The sequence below is a fragment of the Zeaxanthinibacter enoshimensis genome (genome assembly GCF_004362865.1).
In the GTDB taxonomy this organism is placed as follows: domain Bacteria; phylum Bacteroidota; class Bacteroidia; order Flavobacteriales; family Flavobacteriaceae; genus Zeaxanthinibacter; species Zeaxanthinibacter enoshimensis.
In genome coordinates this window covers 680,703-697,067 of sequence record NZ_SNYI01000002.1, presented here as the reverse complement: position 1 = coordinate 697,067, position 16,365 = coordinate 680,703, and the positions used below count along the sequence as shown (strand labels likewise).

Sequence of the window (16,365 nt, the reverse complement as noted above, 5' to 3'; positions counted from 1 at the left end):
GTAAAGATAACTTAATGCAACTTGCCGAAGAAGCCTGTTTTTCCTTATTCGACTAACGAAGATACTTTATCGTTCAATGGCAAGCCATATAAATATATAATTTTGAAAATCAGTTATTTGCAACCAATAGATAAAATTGGCACTCAAATTTATACAGCCTAATGTAATATTTAAATTTTTTAATTCAACATGTTAAATATTTAAGGATTTGAACAAAAAAAAACCGGACAAGCCAGTTTTTTTTATTGATCGAGAATCAAAATCAGGTTTATAGTTTCCACCACTTTTTCTGACTCTTACCATAACCGTAGCCATACTGGCCACCATACCCTAAGTTAGAAGATTTTACGTCATTAACAACAAATGAAAGTCCCTTGATTTTACCTTCATTCCTTAGACTTATTGGATATTCTATTGCCTTCTTTTCAGTTATGCCCGCCCTTGTGACGTAAATTAAATGGTCTGCATATTCCGCTATTAACAAAGTATCACTAACGACCATCAAGGGAGCTGTATCAACGATTACGTAATCATAAGATGTGGATACTTTCTCGAATAGTTCTTTAACTCGATTACTCATCAATAATTCTGCCGGGTTTGGAGGGATACGGCCTGAATATATTACATCGATTGTATTATGATGAACTAACATGGGGTTAATAATATCATCAACGGATAAACTATGATCAAAAATATACTCGGTCAAACCGGCATCTTTATTTCTACTCGGCTTTTTTAACTTGTCAACTTGATTTCCACTGAAAAAGGTGTAAATTTTTGGATTTCTTATATCTGCACCAATCAATAAGACTTTTTTACCGGTGCTCGCGAATATCATAGCTAAATTTGATGACAGAAAGGTTTTACCTTCTCCAGGAACACTTGAAGTAATATAGATCAAGTTATTCTTAGAGCCATTCTTATTAGTCTTAATCAGATAATCCAGGTTAGTACGAAGTATTCTCAAAGATTCAGCTAAAACTGATCGATCATCTTTAATTATCAAACGACTGTCCCTTTTAGATAATTTTGGTAATTCCCCAAGGACCGGTATATTATCTGCGATCTTATTCAAATTATGCTTATTATGGATCTTATTATCCAATAATGAATTTGCATATATTACCGAAAAGGGAACAAGCAAACCAAGTATAAGAGATGCCAGAAAAACCAATGACCTATTCGGAGTAACGGGAAAGAGACTCACAGCATATGCACTATCAATAATCTTGGATTTCGGGTTGGTTGAGGCCACTGCAATTTGAGCTTCTTCACGTTTTTGCAGCAAATATAGGTACAATGATTCCGTGGTTTGTTGTTGCCGAGTTATATCTCTAAGAGCCCTTTCGTTTCGGGGGGTGGAATAAATTTTAGAGTTAATGATGGCCTGTTGATTACTCAAGGTATTTACCTGCAATCCCAAGTTATTAACCGTACTATTCAAACTAGACTCCATGCTTCTTTTCAGGCCCTCCAATTGCTGATCCAAATTCTTGATAATGGGAGATTTCTCAGTCGAACTTTTAAGTAACCTTTTTCTTTCCAGAACTAACTGATTATATCTTTCAGTTGTACTCGCTATAGTAGGATCATTTAATCCTATATTACCTGGAAGGACCTCATACCCATCTTGTTGGTTGATAATATCCTGCATAGAGGCAGCAATATTGAGTTGTGTTTCATAATTCGCCAGTTCCTGTCGATTAGCAGCACCCACATTGAGATTTATATTAGCTTCAGAAGCAATATCAGTTAAGCCTTTGCTCGTTTTTAGATCCTGTGCTGATTGATCAACGCTAGATAGACTTGAGGAAATATCGGCGATTCTAGCATTAATAAAATCAGAGGTGCGGTCAGCGATAATCCTTTTATCTTCTATAGCATTTTCATTATAAATTCTTACTAACGAATTAACTATATCTTTTCCTTTATCAATAATTGGATCTTCCAAATAGATATTCACCACATTTGAGAAATCCTCCGGCGGAAATATTTGAACTTTTTTCTGGTACCTCTCAGCAACAAGTGAAACCGGTTCTACGACAACTTGAAGTGTCTTACCCCGAAAGCGATTGAAATCTGAAATATTGGGGGTGATAACAATGTCCCCTAAAGGAGTTGGAATATTTTTTCCAAAAGCAAATACTTTTGAAGGTCCATCTTCTTCTTCGCTAAATCCGAAGGTTGTATTTGAATTTAAAGTTAGATAAAAACTATAATTAGAATTAAAAATAATAGAGTCTGCCGCAATGAAATTCAATTTAACCGGTGGAGCATTATACAATTCTGAACTAATAATATTTCCGATAGCCAATATTTTGGTATTAAGACCCAGTTCTTTAACTACTTCAATAAAATTTGAACGCGAATTAATAACTTCAATTTCATCCTCAACGTTAGTTTTCCCGCCTTGAATTACCTCCAATTCCTTAAATAAGTCTATTCCTGATCCTGAAGATTTTTCATCTAGCAACTGTATTTTAGCCTGTGTGCCATACTCCGGTGAAGTATACCTTAGGTAAAGTACAGCTATAACCACAGCTATAGCCGTTGATAATATAAACCATTTCCAATTTTTAGTATATGCACTGAGGATTTCACGTATATCAGTACTTTGAAACTTTCGTTCCTCGTTAATCGATGCCATTTAAAATAAATTATGCTTAATTAATTCTTGTGAGCAAAATTACCGTGGAAGTTATAAGTACCGAAGCAATTGAGACGGCAATGGATGCTCTATTATCTAAATTCGAGGCAGTGGTAGCAGATCTGTTCGGTTCAACGTATACAACATCGTTTTGAGTCAAATAATAGACCGGAGATGTAAGGGCTTCTTTACGGGTGAGATCAATCCTGTTGTAGACTTTTGTTCCATCAAAATCACGTATAACCATTACATTTTTTCGTTGTCCCTTAATCGTCATGTCGCCTGCCAATCCTAGTGCTTCTAAAATTGTTATCTGTTCTCCTACTACAGGGTATGTCCCTGGTCTATTAACTTCACCAAGTACGGTAACAGAGAAGTTTCTTAGTCGTATATTGATTATGGGATCTTTTAAAAATTCGTTGAGGTCGTTGCGTAATTTCATCCTCAATTCATCTGGTGATAATCCTGCAACTTTAATTTTACCTATCACAGGAAAATCAATTTCTCCTGATTCGTCTACCAAATAATCAACCTGTGTTGGAGTCAAATTCCCCGACTCAGTACCAGCAAAAAGATTAAATGGGACACTAGCTTCTTTATCTAGAGTTGAGACATGAATGCTAATGACATCATCAACCTTAAACTTTGGAGTTGATTTATTTTTATCTACGATTGTTTCAAAAGAACCAGCGTTTTGAAAATACACAACGTCCTTCTTCGAAGCACAAGAAGATATAAATAAGCCAGCCAATAAAAATACAATAGCAGGTTTCAATAAAATATAATAGGATCGCATAACTTTATAAATTAGTACACAATAATAATCAAAATATTAGGAATGATATATTTTCTTTTCTCCCTCAATTTTGGAGCTGTGTATGGATGGTTTATCCGTTTTACTGTGATCCGAATTATTTGAGACGTATTCGGGTACAATTTGTTTCATCAGCTTCACCGTATCACCATTGAAGAACATGTTGGAGACGCAAAGCTCATCGATCTTAGACCTTACCTCAGCATAATTTAACTCCCTTACTTTACTAATCATTATCTTTTTGTGATATGTAGGAAGCGTATTCTCACCATTAGCTAAAAGTTCCTCGTATAATTTCTCACCTGGTCGCAGACCGGTAATTTCTATATCAATATCTTCCGGATAACGAAGACCAGACAATTTTATCATATTCTTAGCCAGGTCAAATATCTTTACAGACTCACCCATATCGAAAATGAATATTTCTCCTCCTTTACCCATCGCAGCTGCTTCCAAAACCAGTTGAGATGCCTCAGGAATGGTCATAAAATAACGGGTAATGTCTTTATGTGTAACGGTCAAAGGGCCTCCTTTTTCGATCTGTTTTTTAAACAGAGGTATCACAGAACCATTAGATCCTAATACATTCCCAAACCGTGTAGTAATAAATTTTGTCTTGTTCTCCTGGTGCATGCAACTGATATACATTTCTGCAATTCGCTTTGTTGCCCCCATCACATTCGTAGGGTTCACAGCTTTATCTGTAGACACAAAAACGAATTTGTCCACATTGTGATTCATGGAAAGATCCACCAGCATTTTGGTCCCCGCCACATTAATCTTAATAGCCTCATAAGCGTTATACTCCATGAGGGGCACATGTTTATATGCCGCAGCATGAAATACCATATCAGGTTTATATTCCTGGAAATACGTATTCATCCTGTTCTTATCACGAATATCAGCTACAATTGGAATAAAGTTGTGGAACCCATTTTGCTTCAGCTCCTGTTGCAGATCGTAAAGAGCAGATTCGGCCTGGTCTATTACTATCAGAGACTTGTAGTGATAATTAGCTATCTGCCTGACGATCTCACTTCCTATGGAACCAGCACCCCCGGTTACCATGATCACCTGATCTTTTAATTCTTCGGAAACTTTAGACTGTTTAATATTAATAGGAACCCTGTTGAGCAGATCCTCGATCTGTACCTGTTTGATCTGAGAGACTTTAAGCTCCCCATTGATCCAGTCTTCAACCGGTGGTACAATTTTTACCTGGACCTGGAAATCCATCAGGCTTTCTACAATTTTACGAAGACGGCTGTGATGAATATTATTTATGGAAACAATTATCTCCGCTATTTCAGAACGTTGAACAAATAATTCTGATATTTCATCTTTCCCATAAACACGAACACCATTGATGCGCTTTCCTACCTTATTATTATCATCATCTATGTATCCAATTACCCGCGCATTACTCGCAGTATGATTAGTCAGCGCATTATAGGTGAGAATACCGGCCTCTCCGGCCCCATAAATCATCACGTTTTTTGTAATCTTAAACTTCTTTACCATATTATAGTAAAGCGTCTTAAATACATAGCGTGAAGCAGTCATGGATATAAAAGCTATAAGGCTATGAATAATGATAATAGACAGTGGAATGGTGAAATCCTCCATAACCCCCAATTGCCTGTTCACGATCACCATAAATATGGCCAGGATGCTGGATAGACAAATAGCATTGAATATATTATAAACATCCCTAACTCCGGTATGCCTAACAACTCCCTTATAGGATCCTGTAATAAGGAATGATATAAGGGCTAATCCACATACAATGGGTATCTGTAAGAATAACCGGTCCGTATCAAAGTTAAATGTCAGGTTAAACCTGATAAAATAGGATAAGACAAAAGAGAAAAATATAAGAATGACATCGATAGCCAGAACCAACCATTTGGAGGCATATCTGTGTGCGTTGCTCACTAAGTAATCCTTGATCATGACATTATTTTTAAAATTTTAGCCGCAACCCTCTCTAAATCCTCGAGTTGGAGATTTGATCCACTTGGCAGACAAAGACCTCTATCAAATAAATCTTCAGAAATACCATTAGTATAGTTCGGACATGAATTGAAGACTGGCTGCAAGTGCATTGGTTTCCATAGCGGACGTGATTCGATATCTTCTGATAACAATCCCACTCGTATTGCCTCCCTTGTTTCGTAAGAATCAGTTAAAACACAACTAAGCCACCTGTTAGAAATACTTCCTTCAGGCTCTGGGAGGAACTCTAAACCAGTGCTTTTTAAAGCATCCCGGTAGAAGTCAAAATTTGCTCTACGCGCCTTAACGCGTTCATCCAGGACTTCCATTTGGCCCCTGCCGATACCGGCAAGAACATTGCTCATTCGGTAATTATACCCCACAACCGAATGTTGGTAATGGGGAGCATCGTCGCGAGCCTGGGTCGCCAGGTATACTGCTTTCTTTTTATAATCTGGATTTTTGGAAACTAATGCTCCTCCACCGGAGGTCGTAATAATCTTATTTCCATTAAAAGAAAGTATCCCCAGATTACCTAAGGTACTACATTTTTTTGTCTTATAACTACTACCCAGTGCTTCTGCGCTATCCTCGATAACCGGAATTTCGTATTTCTCAGAAATCCGGTTTATTTCTGTGACTTTATAGGGCATCCCATATAAATGAACGGCAATAATAGCCTTAGGTTTTTTGCCCATTGCCACGCGCTCCTTTATTGCTTTTTCGAGAAGGTCGGGACAGATATTCCAGGTTTCACGTTCACTATCAACAAAAATAGGTTTAGCCCCAAGATAACAAATAGGGTTAGCGGAGGCTGAAAATGTTAAGCTCTGACAAATTACTTCATCATCTTTTCCAACTCCTAGGATCTCCAAGGCTAAATGAATTGCAGCAGTACCTGAACTTAAAGCTGCTACTTCAAATTCTCCACCCAGGTAAGTGCTAATTGATTTTTCAAATTTATCAACATTGGGGCCCAAAGGCGCTACCCAGTTCGTGTCAAAAGCCTCTTTTACATATAATTCTTCGGCATGCCCCATATGGGGTGAAGAAAGCCATATTTTCGTTGTGGTCATCAAATGGTTAATTGGCTCTAAAGGTTAATTACAGTAAAAATAGCCATAGTTTAAGTCTTAACGGGACTATTAGCCTTCAATTCGTTTAATAATTCGAATTCTTCGGTTAACTGTCATCTCATGAAAATAGTCTATCCAAAAAATTACTGTTTCACCTTTATTTAAATGGTTTCTCGTAAATTATTATGAGGCTAAATTAGGAAGTATCCAAATAGCTTGTGTACTCTTTAACACAAACTATTATTGCAAAGTTGATTATGTTAAAATAGATTTTGAACGGGCTCTAAAGTTTTTCTAGCTTTGCGTGAAATAATATTCGGACAATGTGAACCTTTCTTTAACTTTTAGATGTTCATCTTGTTGGGTGTCATATAGGTATTTCCCATCAACAATTGAATTAGAAAAAATTAACTGATGAAAATATTGGTAACCGGTGCTGCCGGTTTTATAGGCTATCATGTAGCAAAAAAACTATTAGAAGCAGGACATGAAGTAGTAGGTCTTGATAATATCAATGATTATTATTCACCTCAATTGAAATATGATCGTTTAAAAGAATTAGGAATTCAGCAAAATGCTGCTGCCGAATTTTTATCTCCCTGTTCTTCTCAATCCTGGAGTGCCTTTAAGTTTGTTCGCATGCAATTAGAGGATAGGGTCGCTTTACCTACACTTTTTAAAGAAGAAAATTTTGATGTGGTATGTCATCTGGCAGCCCAGGCCGGAGTTCGTTACAGCCTTGAAAACCCTGAGTCGTATATTGATAGTAACATTGTTGGCTTCCTGAATATTCTTGAATGCTGCAGGCACCACGAGATCGAACACCTGGTATATGCCAGTAGTTCCAGCGTATATGGTTTGAACAAGGAAGTACCCTTCAAGGTTTCTGATTCTGTCGATCATCCTATCAGCCTTTATGCGGCCTCAAAAAAAAGCAATGAATTGATGGCCCATACTTATAGTCACCTATTTAATATTCCAACCACGGGATTACGCTTTTTTACGGTTTATGGGCCATGGGGAAGACCAGATATGGCATTGTTCTTATTCACGGACGCTATAATCAAGGGAGAACCTATCCAGGTCTTTAACCACGGTAAAATGGAACGGGATTTTACTTATATTGATGATATTGTAAACGGGATTACCAAAATTGTTGAAGGAGAGATTGCCTCACGACATGAATCGAATCAATTATACAAAGTTTATAACATAGGTAATAATAATTCGGTTAAGCTAATGGACTTTATTGAGGCCATTGAAAATAGTGTAGGTAAAAAGGCAGAAAAGAAATTGATGCCGATACAGCCTGGCGATGTAATACGCACATGGGCAGATGTTTCAGAATTAATTCGCGATTACAAATACCGTCCTAATACTGAGGTGAAAACTGGTGTAGACAAATTTGTAAGATGGTTTAAAGAATATTATAAGGTATAATAGTATTTTAAATAACATTTAAAAATATATAATCCCTAAGAAACCAACTATAGTATTCTTAGGGATTATTATTTAAAGTCTATTTACAGATTAGTTCTCCCGTTTAAAAATCCACTTGGTTCAGGAAGTCTTCTAGGTTGGTATAACCATCGTTGTTAAAATCTAGATTTCCATCCGCCGGATCATTAGGGTCTAAATAACTTCTAGCCTCTTCCCAAGCATCGGGCATACCATCCTGATCAGTATCTGTGTAACCATAATTTAAGGGTGTACTCGCAATTCCAGCAAAAAAATTAATATAATGAGCTGAATTGGTAATATCAGTTAAACTCTTGTAATCATATCTTTGGGGATTATCTCCAATTACGCGACTTAGATAGTTGGCGTCCAAAACATCTTGATCGATTACCACTTCGCCATGCTCGTTCAATCGCTTATTAGCCCCTACATCATTGACAATATTATTATACGCTTCTACTGCCGGCTTTATAGGGAGAGGGGATCCAAGAAGAGAATAAGAATTTGGCGCCCTGAAATCTGCCGGAGCTGGCTCAGGGGTGTCCGATCTATAGCTTTTACCTCCATACGACCAACTATTAAAGGTTGACCACAATTCCCAATTGTCAGCTTTCGGGTCCTCGAATATTCCTAATCCGATGATGTTACCAGCCGTATAAATCTGAGGTTTGGTACCTCCATAACTATAATCTACTTTATTTAACTGATTAGTATAGGCATTATTCTTTTGTCTTAAGTAAAAATTATTAAGATGGTTTAACTGAACACTACCTTGGGTTCTTATTAACCTATAATTCCAGTTATAAACCACATTATTAATTACATCAACCCTTCCATTGGAATTCACATTAGGAAATCGGTGGCTGATATTATAAAACAGGCAATTATGCATGCTAAAATTCTCACTAACTGATGGATCATCGCTATTACCCATAATAGAACCAGTCTTGTTACCCTCAGCAATTAAAATTCGCTGGAACGTGGCATTATTAACACCCCCACTAGTTGAAATTATCTCATCTGTCCCCCATGAGGTAGATAAATGGTCAAAAATATAATCCGAACATGATGCAATGCTCACCGCATCTCTTTCATTATAAGTATTAAATCTGGGTCTAATTCGGATATAGCGAACAATAAAGTTCTTACATCCACTAAACTCTGTTCTTTCGCCAGTTATGGTTATACCTCCCTCGGGAGCGGTTTGCCCAGCAATTGTAAAATCTCCATTCTTCACAACTAAGGGCGTTTTATTCACAATTACTCCCGACACATCAAACACAATGATCCTCTTACCACTAGCGTTTAGTGCAGCCCTTAAACTACCTGGACCACTATCATTTAAATTTGTAACATGGAGGACCGACCCACCTCGTCCTCCTGTAGTGTAAGCACCAGCACCATAAGCGCTTGGAAAAGCTTTTAGGGGACCATAATCTATATGGGCTTCATCTTGATAATTTTGAGAATCTGTTTCATCTGAATGGGTTAAATCGGCTTCAGATTCAGATGAACCGGAATCTTCCTCTTTTTTATCAGACGCGGAAGAGTATTCCTCTAAATCTTTCGTTTGATCGTTAAGAATAGAATTAATTAATAGGTCAGAATCCTTAGAGCAGGACATTAACACGCTAATAATCAGACAAGACATAACTGTCCTTAGGGCAATAGTGGGGAAAAATCTCATAAGTAAGTAAGTAATAACAGGTTAAGTTAAAAACATATTGGGTAACATAAAATTATATAAAAATTCAAGAATAACTGTTAATCCGCCTTTATTTTCGACGAAATGCAGCTTTTTGGAAGTTTCGCATCATTAATGTGAAATCCAACTAGAACTTTTAGGGGCAATAATTTTGATTACCACGCACTTTTTTTTTTACACAAGAACTACGAACTTGATTGTCGTCTTGGATCTTTCTGTCCTATCTATTAACATCATTTTAATAAATTAATCGACGAACTGCATAATTCTTTAACATTTTGAAATTTCTAATAACTTGAAATGACCATCTAATAAAAAATGCTCTATCATATATTGTTGTTTTCAGATAATTCAATTGAATTAAATAATAATGATGAAGTATTCTATCCTGAAACTCCTTATATCGGTAAAGTCGACTTACCTTTTTTTGTCGAAAATTTAACCCAGATAAACAGAAATATAAGTATTCTGATTTCTTTTGCCCATATTTGCCAGCGATAACAATAAGCCATTAATTTTACTACATGAATCTAAGCCCAGAACATCATATATTAGTAACGGGTGGCGCAGGTTTTATAGGTTCCAATCTGTGCGAAACACTAATTTCTAATGGAAATCGTGTCACCTGTCTAGATAATTTCGAAACAGGTCATCTTAAAAATATTGAACATTTATTAGAAAATGAAAATTTTAATTTAATCAATGGGGATATACGGGACTTAACTACCTGTAGGAAGGCAACTTCGAACATTGATTATGTTTTACACCAAGCTGCCTTGGGGTCGGTGCCCCGATCGATAAAAGATCCCATTAATAGTAATGAAGTAAATATATCGGGTTTTTTAAATATGCTTGTAGCCTCAAGAGATTCCGGAGTTAAACGGTTTATTTATGCAGCAAGCTCATCCACCTATGGAGATTCCGAAAGCCTTCCTAAAATAGAGGAGAAAATTGGCAACCCCCTCTCACCGTATGCTATCACCAAGTATGTTAACGAACTTTATGCCCGTATTTTCAGCACAACATATAATTTAGAAACTATTGGTCTTCGTTATTTTAATGTTTTTGGACGGAAACAAGACCCCCAAGGTGCCTATGCTGCGGTAATTCCTAAATTCGTATTACAATTTATGAATCATGAATCACCTGTAATCAATGGCGATGGTCTATATTCACGGGATTTTACTTATATAGATAATGTTATTCAGATGAACTTACGGGCTATAATCGCCACAAATCCGAAAGCTTTAAATACAGTTTACAATGTTGCTTACGGTGATAGAACCACCATAAATGAGATGGCAATGTTATTGAAAAAGTATCTTTCTGAGTTTGATCCCGAAATTGGCAATATTCCTGTAACTTATGGTCCGAAACGTGAAGGGGATATACCTCATTCCTTGGCCTCCATTGAAAAGGCACGCGAATTATTGAACTACAATCCAGAATATGATTTTAAAGCCGGTTTAAAAGAAGCAGTAAACTGGTATTGGAACAATCTAAAATAAATTAATTAGTTAATTATAATATGCAAAACTTAAAAATTGCAGTCATTGGATTGGGATATGTTGGTCTTCCTTTGGCTAGATTATTTGCCACAAAATATCAGGTAATAGGATACGATATTAATACAAAGAGAATACTTGAATTAAAAAACGGACGCGATCTCACCAAAGAAGTTTCAGATGAAACCTTGAAAAATGTTCTCAGTTCCTCCAAAACAATGAATAAGGGTCTTTTTTGTACAGATCAACTTTATGATTTAGAGGAATGTAATTTTTATATTATCACTGTCCCCACTCCAGTAGATAAGACCAATAGACCGGTTTTAACACCCTTAATCAAGGCGAGTGAAGCAGTAGGGAAAGTTTTAAAAAAGGGAGACATAGTAGTGTATGAATCTACAGTCTACCCTGGCGCAACCGAAGAAGAATGTATCCCTGTTCTCGAAAAGTTTAGTGGTTTAAAATTTAACCGTGATTTCTTTGCCGGGTATTCTCCGGAAAGGATAAATCCCGGTGATAAGGAACACACCGTAGAAAAGATTTTGAAGGTAACTTCTGGATCTACACCAGAGTATGCCAATAAAATTGATGCGCTTTATTCTTCAGTTATTACTGCTGGCACTTTTAAAGCGTCTTCTATTAAGGTCGCGGAGGCCGCCAAAGTGATTGAAAATTCACAAAGGGATATTAATATTGCTTTTGTTAATGAATTGGCAAAGATTTTCAATCTGATGAAAATCGATACACACGAGGTATTAGAAGCTGCGTCTACGAAGTGGAATTTTTTACCATTTAAACCGGGACTGGTAGGAGGCCATTGCATTGGGGTAGATCCCTATTACCTTGCACAAAAAGCCCAAGAATACGGTTATCATCCCGAAATAATCCTCGCAGGCAGGAGAATGAATGACACAATGGGGCAATATGTGGCATCTGAGGTAATAAAATTGATGCTTGAGAAGGACCTCAAAGTGAAAAATTCAAATATTCTCGTATTAGGAGTGACATTTAAGGAAAATTGTCCTGATGTCAGGAACACAAAAGTTGTAGATGTCGTAAGAAACTTAAAATCTTATGGTACGAACGTCACAATTTTTGATCCCTGGGCAGATCCGCAGGAGGTAAATGAGGAATATAACCTTGTGTCTACTAATAAAGTTCCTCAAGATAAATATGACGCAATCGTATTAACTGTGGCACATAAAGAGTTTACAGAAATTGACCTATCAACATTATTAGATACAAATGGAGTTATCTATGATGTGAAAGGGGTTTTAAACCACCCAAATTCAAAGAGGTTATAAATTAGATTTATTCAGCCATTGGATACTAGGTATCGTATTGAGAGATTTGTAACCGTAATCCTGTATTGTGGTCTTTTCCTTAATCTCATCTTCGTGTATTTTGCACAAGAGAGATTATTTAGGAGAGAAACTTTGGGGATTCTTGCTCTAGGTCCGGAAAAGTATATCCGGATGGCTTCGGTCATTCTAATATTCGCCACCGCCATAATAGCAATATTTCTTGGACGTAGCAAATATAAGTTCTCTGTATATTTCGCATATTTCGCTATCCTTATAACCGTGATATTGAATTTCATTGTCAGTGGAGGGGATTTCTTGGATATGACTCATGTCATGGACTCAAAGGGTATTGGCACCTGGATTACCCTGGCACTGATCTTTGTAAGTTATAACTCCTCACGGTTTAAACTTCTTGAGGTTTTTCTTCTCATTGCGATTTTTTACATATCGTTGTTGACCATTTATAATTTCATCGATTTCGGGGTTGGAGGCTGGCGAGGCCAGGCGCTTAATAAATATAGGGTATACGCAACAACTATGGTATGGATAGTACCTTATTATTACCTGATCACAAAACCGAATCCTAAATTGAAATGGCTCAGGGTATATGCTCTATTCTTCGGATTAATTTTGGCATTAATAACTCAAACCCGTTCATTCCTTATTATTTATTTCCTAACAATAATGTTTGATTTCTTTAATACAAAGAACAGGTTATCGTATTCAATTTTTCTGTTTGCCGGTGGTATCGCCTTTTTGTTAATAGTTTTAAATACAGAAATCTTCTCTAACTCATTGGAATTATTAATTAATAGAGGCACCCATGACACACGTTCTGAACAACTAGGGGTGTTTCTAAGCCAATTAAATCCGATCAAACTTATTACCGGAAGTGGATTTTTTGCGAGTTACAGATATGGGTATCAACAGTGGACGGCGGTAGATAATCAATGGCTATTACTATTGTGGTGGGCGGGTATAATCCCTGTTATCGCTTATTTCTATTTAACCGCTGTAATTCCACTGAAAATGGCCTTGTTTTATCGTTTAGATTACGAGACAAAAGTAGAATGCTTCATTTTAATTCTATGGGTCTTGGGTCTTACTGGACTGGCTATTTTCACAACCATGACAATAGATTTATTCTTCTTTATAATTTGTATTCTACTTGGCAGGGTGCTCTATAAATTCAGTAATTTATGCGTCTAGAAAGCTCCGCCAACCTAAAAAAAATTATTAGTCTATATGGAGCCAATATATTTGGAATCACCTTAGGATTCTTGATCAGCATCTTTAATTCCAGGGTTCTGGGTCCGGAAGATTTCGGTACTTACAAATTCATTGAGACCGTTGGCAGATTTATCGCCAGCCTCGTTTCAGTAGGCCTTTTTATTTCAATTACACGTTTAGTAGCATCCAATAATCGAGCAGATGTAGAGCATAAATATGTTGGTTTATTCACTTACCTTTTTGGAATAACCTCCGGACTAGGTATAATTCTATATCTTATTTTTTCTTTGGTGGAGCCCTACATTTTTGATAATAATATTACATCATCCATAACCCGTTTTTTCTTTATTGTAGCTGCAATAATTGGCCAAACCGCCATCAGTGACCTCTTAAAAGGATTGCACCGAATTTACACCCTTTCCATATTCAGCATTATACCTATGCTTGCATACCTCATATGTATCTGGTGGATCAATCAATTTATTCCGATAGATATTGACATTGTACTATATTGTTATTATCTCTTAATCCTACTTTCCATCTTAGCAATAATTTTGATACTCAAGCCTTCATTTTCAATAGGAAAAGATTTAATTAAAAAGCTAGTTAAGGAAAATAAGTTTAATGGAAGACCAATATATTTTGGCAGCCTCGCAGGGGTGGCAACTACTCATATAGCCGGATTGAGCATTGCGTATTTTCTTAATAACAGTCAGGTAGGATTCTTCATGCTAGCCTTAACAATCTGCAGCCCATTGCTTGTAATCCCTTCAGTTATAGGTACAATATATTTTAAACAATTCGTGGATATGAGAGCTATTCCTAAAAAGGTATTTCTGTTTAGTCTCGCGAGCACCTTATTGGCCTTGGTAATATTCTATCTTTTAATTGATTACATGATAATTACATTTTACACTAAGTCATATTTACCAGTATCATCAATTTCAAAATACCTTATCATAGCCTTTATCTTTCATGGTCTGGGAGATTTATTCAACCGTTTCTTGGGGGCAAAAGGGGAAGGGAAAAAATTGAGAAATGCTGCCTTTATAGTAGGCTTTGTTAACATCGCAGGATATACCCTATTGATTAAGTATTTTGATATGAATGGGGCCATATTAACCAAAGTCATTGCTAGCGCACTCTACTTAATTGTAATGTATCGCTATTATATTAATTTTATAAAAAATAAAAAGAATGTTTAAAGACAAAACACTTCTTATTACGGGGGGTACGGGATCTTTTGGAAATGCCGTCTTGGATCGATTCTTGGAAACGGATATTAAGGAAATTAGAATATTCAGTAGGGATGAGAAAAAACAAGATGACATGAGAAATCGACTCAAGAATCCAAAAGTGAAGTTTTATATTGGGGATGTCCGAAATTATAGTAGTATAGACATGGCTATGCGAGGCGTAGATTATGTTTTCCACGCCGCCGCGCTAAAGCAAGTTCCATCATGTGAATTTTTCCCTATAGAAGCAGCTAAGACTAATGTTTTTGGTACGCAAAATACAATTGATGCAGCTGTAGCCAATAAAGTGGGGAAAATTATATGTCTTAGTACGGATAAAGCTGCTTACCCAATTAATGCCATGGGAATCAGTAAAGCATTAATGGAAAAAGTAGCAGTTGCAGCCTCCAGAAATATTCCTAATGATTCGACGACTGTGTGCCTTACAAGGTATGGAAATGTTATGGCCTCACGCGGCTCTGTAATTCCATTATTCGTTAACCAAATAAAAGAAGGAATACCATTAACCGTTACGGATCCTAAAATGACAAGATTTTTAATGTCTTTGGAAGATGCCGTAGACCTGGTCCTTTTTGCATTCGAAAATGGAAATCAAGGCGATCTGTTCGTAAATAAGGCTCCGGCAAGTACTATAGGAGACTTAGCTAAAGCAATTAAAGAAATCTATAATGCTGAAAACGAAATTAAGGTCATTGGAACACGACATGGAGAAAAGTTGTACGAGACCTTATGCACAAGAGAAGAAATGCAGAAAGCTGAAGATATGGGAGATTTTTATCGAATCCCAGCTGATAACAGGGATTTGAATTATAGCCGTTATTTTTCGGAAGGGGAGACTGATATTAGTGAAATTGAAGATTATCATTCTCACAATACAAAAAGGTTAACTAATGAAGGTTTAAAGAATATACTGCTCAATTTGGACTTTATCAAAGAAAATCGATAAATGAAAAACTTTCTACTCATTCAAGGTGAGGACTTCCTCGATGATCGAGGTAAGCTAAGATTTTTCAACGATTTCAAAATGTTAGGAATTAAACGCATGTATGAGATTGGACCTGCCGATACCGATACGCTTAGAGCTTGGCAGGGACATGAGAGTGAACAAAAATGGTTTTACTGCTCTTCAGGAACTATTGTGATTAATTTGGTGAAAGTGGATGATTTTAGGAATCCGTCGCCAGGTATTGAACCTATTCGAATCGAATTAAATAAAGACGTACCTGTGGTGGTTTTCGTTCCTGGCGGTTATGCTACAGGTATCAAAGCCAATGATCCAAATTCGCAATTACTGGTGTTTTCTGATACAACCCTTGAAGAATCCAGACAAGACGACTTCAGGTATCCTGTCGACCTTTGGAATGCAGATTGGTAA

12 protein-coding genes are annotated in these 16,365 nt (G+C 36.6%); 7 read left to right on the top strand and 5 right to left on the bottom strand.

What is annotated here, in order from left to right; all coding sequences use genetic code 11:
• Positions 1-268: 268 nt before the first annotated feature.
• Genes CLV82_RS09250 through CLV82_RS09235 form a run of 4 tightly spaced genes read right to left on the bottom strand, consistent with a single transcriptional unit; the run spans position 269 to position 6,532 of the window.
• The gene (locus CLV82_RS09250) at positions 269-2,647 is read right to left on the bottom strand and encodes a GumC family protein (RefSeq protein WP_133644024.1); all 2,379 of its coding nucleotides are present in this window, start codon (positions 2,645-2,647) and stop codon (positions 269-271) included.
• A gap of 16 nt (positions 2,648-2,663) precedes the next feature.
• Positions 2,664-3,443: a polysaccharide biosynthesis/export family protein gene (locus CLV82_RS09245; protein ID WP_133644023.1), complete on the bottom strand. Its 780-nt coding sequence runs from the start codon at positions 3,441-3,443 to the stop codon at positions 2,664-2,666.
• Between the two features lie 36 nt (positions 3,444-3,479).
• Complete coding sequence (locus tag CLV82_RS09240) at positions 3,480-5,414, bottom strand: polysaccharide biosynthesis protein (RefSeq protein WP_133644022.1); 1,935 nt, start codon at positions 5,412-5,414, stop codon at positions 3,480-3,482.
• A complete protein-coding gene (locus tag CLV82_RS09235) occupies positions 5,411-6,532 on the bottom strand; it encodes a DegT/DnrJ/EryC1/StrS family aminotransferase (RefSeq protein WP_133644021.1) in 1,122 nt (373 codons plus the stop codon). The genes CLV82_RS09240 and CLV82_RS09235 overlap by 4 nt, the downstream gene beginning before the upstream one ends.
• Before the next feature lie 414 nt (positions 6,533-6,946).
• Here CLV82_RS09235 and CLV82_RS09230 point away from each other — a divergent pair, with 414 nt between their 5' ends.
• On the top strand, positions 6,947-7,972 hold the full coding sequence (locus CLV82_RS09230) for an NAD-dependent epimerase (RefSeq protein ID WP_133644020.1): 1,026 nt from the start codon (positions 6,947-6,949) through the stop codon (positions 7,970-7,972).
• Positions 7,973-8,075: 103 nt separating this feature from the next.
• Here the strand turns inward: CLV82_RS09230 and CLV82_RS09225 are convergent, their stop codons facing one another.
• Complete coding sequence (locus CLV82_RS09225; RefSeq protein ID WP_166636697.1) at positions 8,076-9,677, bottom strand: hypothetical protein; 1,602 nt, start codon at positions 9,675-9,677, stop codon at positions 8,076-8,078.
• Between the two features lie 542 nt (positions 9,678-10,219).
• Between CLV82_RS09225 and CLV82_RS09220 the strand changes: the two genes are divergently transcribed.
• From CLV82_RS09220 to CLV82_RS09195, 6 genes are all read left to right on the top strand, one after another.
• On the top strand, positions 10,220-11,203 hold the full coding sequence (locus CLV82_RS09220; RefSeq protein WP_133644018.1) for an SDR family oxidoreductase: 984 nt from the start codon (positions 10,220-10,222) through the stop codon (positions 11,201-11,203).
• Between the two features lie 20 nt (positions 11,204-11,223).
• On the top strand, positions 11,224-12,504 hold the full coding sequence (locus tag CLV82_RS09215) for a nucleotide sugar dehydrogenase (protein ID WP_133644017.1): 1,281 nt from the start codon (positions 11,224-11,226) through the stop codon (positions 12,502-12,504).
• A gap of 93 nt (positions 12,505-12,597) precedes the next feature.
• A complete protein-coding gene (locus CLV82_RS09210; protein WP_133644016.1) occupies positions 12,598-13,713 on the top strand; it encodes a hypothetical protein in 1,116 nt (371 codons plus the stop codon).
• The gene (locus CLV82_RS09205; protein WP_133644015.1) at positions 13,704-14,939 is read left to right on the top strand and encodes a lipopolysaccharide biosynthesis protein; all 1,236 of its coding nucleotides are present in this window, start codon (positions 13,704-13,706) and stop codon (positions 14,937-14,939) included. The genes CLV82_RS09210 and CLV82_RS09205 overlap by 10 nt, the downstream gene beginning before the upstream one ends.
• On the top strand, positions 14,932-15,936 hold the full coding sequence (locus CLV82_RS09200) for a polysaccharide biosynthesis protein (RefSeq protein WP_133644014.1): 1,005 nt from the start codon (positions 14,932-14,934) through the stop codon (positions 15,934-15,936). Before CLV82_RS09205 ends, CLV82_RS09200 begins: the two co-directional genes overlap by 8 nt.
• Positions 15,937-16,365: a dTDP-6-deoxy-3,4-keto-hexulose isomerase gene (locus tag CLV82_RS09195; RefSeq protein ID WP_133644013.1), complete on the top strand. Its 429-nt coding sequence runs from the start codon at positions 15,937-15,939 to the stop codon at positions 16,363-16,365.

Coding starts and splice junctions, on each gene's coding strand:
- CLV82_RS09250 (WP_133644024.1), bottom strand. CDS start 2,647: ATGGCATCGATTAACGAGGAACGAAAGTTTCAAAGTACTGATATACGT.
- CLV82_RS09245 (WP_133644023.1), bottom strand. CDS start 3,443: ATGCGATCCTATTATATTTTATTGAAACCTGCTATTGTATTTTTATTG.
- CLV82_RS09240 (WP_133644022.1), bottom strand. CDS start 5,414: ATGATCAAGGATTACTTAGTGAGCAACGCACACAGATATGCCTCCAAA.
- CLV82_RS09235 (WP_133644021.1), bottom strand. CDS start 6,532: ATGACCACAACGAAAATATGGCTTTCTTCACCCCATATGGGGCATGCC.
- CLV82_RS09230 (WP_133644020.1), top strand. CDS start 6,947: ATGAAAATATTGGTAACCGGTGCTGCCGGTTTTATAGGCTATCATGTA.
- CLV82_RS09225 (WP_166636697.1), bottom strand. CDS start 9,677: ATGAGATTTTTCCCCACTATTGCCCTAAGGACAGTTATGTCTTGTCTG.
- CLV82_RS09220 (WP_133644018.1), top strand. CDS start 10,220: ATGAATCTAAGCCCAGAACATCATATATTAGTAACGGGTGGCGCAGGT.
- CLV82_RS09215 (WP_133644017.1), top strand. CDS start 11,224: ATGCAAAACTTAAAAATTGCAGTCATTGGATTGGGATATGTTGGTCTT.
- CLV82_RS09205 (WP_133644015.1), top strand. CDS start 13,704: ATGCGTCTAGAAAGCTCCGCCAACCTAAAAAAAATTATTAGTCTATAT.
- CLV82_RS09200 (WP_133644014.1), top strand. CDS start 14,932: ATGTTTAAAGACAAAACACTTCTTATTACGGGGGGTACGGGATCTTTT.
- CLV82_RS09195 (WP_133644013.1), top strand. CDS start 15,937: ATGAAAAACTTTCTACTCATTCAAGGTGAGGACTTCCTCGATGATCGA.